We start from the raw sequence: 2,834 nt of genomic DNA, 5'->3' as shown, positions 1-2,834 counted from the left end.
TTGCGGCGTTGCGTTCCGGGCATCTCGGTGCCCCACTCGCTTTGCCTAACCGCTCCGTCAAGGGGACTGGCCTGCGGCCAGCCCCTTACGTCGAACGTTAGGCATCAGAAGGCAGCAGGTTGGTGACTGCGCAGCGGCATGTCTGAGCCTTCTTTGGGGCGACTCAATCGCCGGCATGGGCTGTCCGTCCTCCGGCGGCCAGCGCACGGTCCGTGGCGGCTACGGCCGTATTCAGGTCAGCCTGGGCACATATAGGTGGCAGCAGCAACACACCACGGTCGCTGGAATCGCTGTCGCTGGTCACGGTCGGTGGCACTCTGCGCGCCATCTCTGCCTGGGCAAGCTTGCAACGCTTTGCCAAGGTCGCTGAAATCCTTCGTCCGAGCCGCCCAGTGTCGTAGCACTTGTTATGCAAGCACTCTGCTTTGTCAGCCACTACATCGTCTGGCCACCGGCCTTCAAATACATACCGGTTGCGGCATTGCGTTCCGGGCATCTCGGTACCCCACTCGCTTTGCCTAACCGCTCCGTCAAGGGGACTGGCCTGCGGCCAGCCCCTTACGTCGAACGTTAGAGCGCAACAGAGACCAAGCGCGTCGTCCGGAGAGTCGTCACCTTGAGCATACTGTTGGCCCCAGCTGCTGCCTATCTTGTTGGCCTCATATTGGCCTTCTGGCTTGCTCGTCGCGACTTCATACGATCACCCGAGAAAGCTGTAAGGTACAGGCAGCTTCCATTGCCGTACAAGCTGTCGTGTCCAATCCTGGTGATCCCGAATTTCACCGCACTGCCACTCCTGCTCTATAGCCGAGGCCATAGCGCTATCGCAGGCGTCATCGTCGTAGTGATAGCCCCGGTGTCCCTACTGTTAACAGAAGCTGCCGCAATTCGTTGGTACAAGCGCAACGGGTTGCTGGCTCTGCACAGGTCCAAGTAGTCATCACAGCCAGTTTGAACTGAAGTGCGAAATCAAAGCTTCATGGTTTGCAGTCGTACCCGGCGCCCTAACCCCTCCGTCAAGGGGCCGTCCACAAGCGGGCTGCGCCCACTTGCGTCCGCCCCTTACGTCGAACGTTAGCCGTCTGAGGGAGGCGAAGTGCAGAGTCGGTGCGAAGCATTCATAGCCGCCTCGGCGCAGCGCTCCGGCCGTCACGGTCTCCGCCCAAGGTCGCAACAGGCTTCGCCTGCTGCTCACGTCGCCACCGTCGTCGTGAACTGGTGCCTCCGTTCAAGCCGCATCAAGCGTGCAGTGCGGGGCCGAACAAGTCTGCCCCACGCCACACCCTTGCCGCTTAGTGGCATGGCCCGTCGTTCTGAGCTTGGTGGCTCATCGGATGAAAAATACCAAAGACGTCTGCGCCGTCATCTTTTCAGGCCAAGGTTGTTGTGCCTGGGCAGCGGGTCAGCAACAGCCCTTCGTTCAGCGTCGCGGCCTGGCAAGCCAGATGAGGCTGTTCAAAGTCTTCGGCTCCTTGCCAGCCGAGCCAAATTGCCAAGTCCGGGCTGGCACACTTCGCCCATCGCCGGTCGAGTGCTCAATGCACAGCCGGCTAACCCCTCCGTCAAGGGGACTGGCCTGCGGCCAGCCCCTTACGTCGAACGTTATGTTTCACGTATGACCAGTCTGCGTATCGCCAAGCTCTTAGTCCTCTGCGCAACCTCTGTGCCGGTCGCATACGGAGCGGAGCCCATGCTTCCGCCTTCCAATGCCTCAACACTTCAGCTGAACGCTGCTTCGGGAAAGTATTTGTCATGGCGAACCATGGTCAAGCCAACTGAACCCGTCGTCCTGACAGCGTCATTTGATCGCCTGCAACCATCGGACGAATGGGCGCCGATCATCAATGTTTGCCTCCTTCAGTCCTTTGCCGATCAAGAGGATGTTTGCCTGGGCCTTATGCCAGATTCCGACATGACAGCGCTCAGGGCAAGAGTCACCGACTTCCCCGAGGGCGAAATTCGTGAACTCTCGACTTCACCCGATCTTGAGCTCAACAAGCCTGTCCAGCTGCAGTTGAATCTGTCGCTCAAGCGAGTCGAATTCCTGGTGAATGAAAAATTGCTCTATGTCTACGAGTCGCCCGTCGCTCACCATGGGTTGTCTCTCGTGTGTTCATCAGCGATCTGCACCTTGCTCAACGTGCAGTGAAACATAACCCCTCCGTCAAGGGGACGTCCCGCAAGCGGGCCGCCCCTTACGTCGAACGTTAGGTATCAAGGCGCAGCAGGCTGGTGATTTCTCAGCGACATGTCATCGGTTTCTGGGTGCCAGCTCCATCGTCAGTGTGGGCTGTCCGTCCTTTGGCGGCCAGCGCAAGGTGTGTGGTGGTTCCAGCCGTATTCAAGTCGGCTTGGGGCACATATAGGTGGCCACATCATCACACCACGGTCGCCGGAACCGCTCGCGTTGATCACGGCCGGTGGTACTCTGTGGGCGATCTTTGCCTTGGCAAGCTTCCAGCGCTTTGCCAAGCTCACTGAAGTCCTTCGTTCCAGCCGCCCAACGTCGTAGCGCTTGTTATGCAAGTACTCTGCTTTGCCAGTCACTGCATCGTCTGGCCGCCGGCTTTTAAATACATGCCGGTTGCGGCATTGCGTTCCGGGCATCTCGGTGCTCCACTCGCTTTGCCTAACCGCTCCGTCAAGGGGACTGGCCTGCGGCCAGCCCCTTACGTCGAACGTTAGACCTCATGAGCACTCTTGCCGAGCGTCGTACAGCGAACGACAAGCGCGTCGCGGACGACATCCGCGAGTACGGATGCCATGTGATCAGTGTCTTTGATCCTGAAGAGAAGCAACCGGCGTTCTCCTATTCGGTTGGCATTCAGGAAATG

At 59.1% G+C, this 2,834-nt stretch carries 1 protein-coding gene; it reads left to right on the top strand.

Annotation, left to right across the window (positions count from 1 at the left end; genetic code table 11):
• The first annotated feature begins 1,690 nt into the window (after positions 1 to 1,690).
• The gene (locus tag AACH06_RS29980) at positions 1,691 to 2,149 is read left to right on the top strand and encodes a hypothetical protein (RefSeq protein ID WP_341429501.1); all 459 of its coding nucleotides are present in this window, start codon (positions 1,691 to 1,693) and stop codon (positions 2,147 to 2,149) included.
• Positions 2,150 to 2,834: the final 685 nt, after the last annotated feature.

The organism is Ideonella lacteola, from assembly GCF_038066555.1.
Taxonomy (GTDB): Bacteria; Pseudomonadota; Gammaproteobacteria; order Burkholderiales; family Burkholderiaceae_C; genus Ideonella; species Ideonella lacteola.
The sequence above is the reverse complement of the archived record's forward strand: the minus strand, read 5'-3'. Positions and strand labels throughout refer to the sequence as shown.

Coding starts and splice junctions, on each gene's coding strand:
- AACH06_RS29980 (WP_341429501.1), top strand. CDS start 1,691: ATGCTTCCGCCTTCCAATGCCTCAACACTTCAGCTGAACGCTGCTTCG.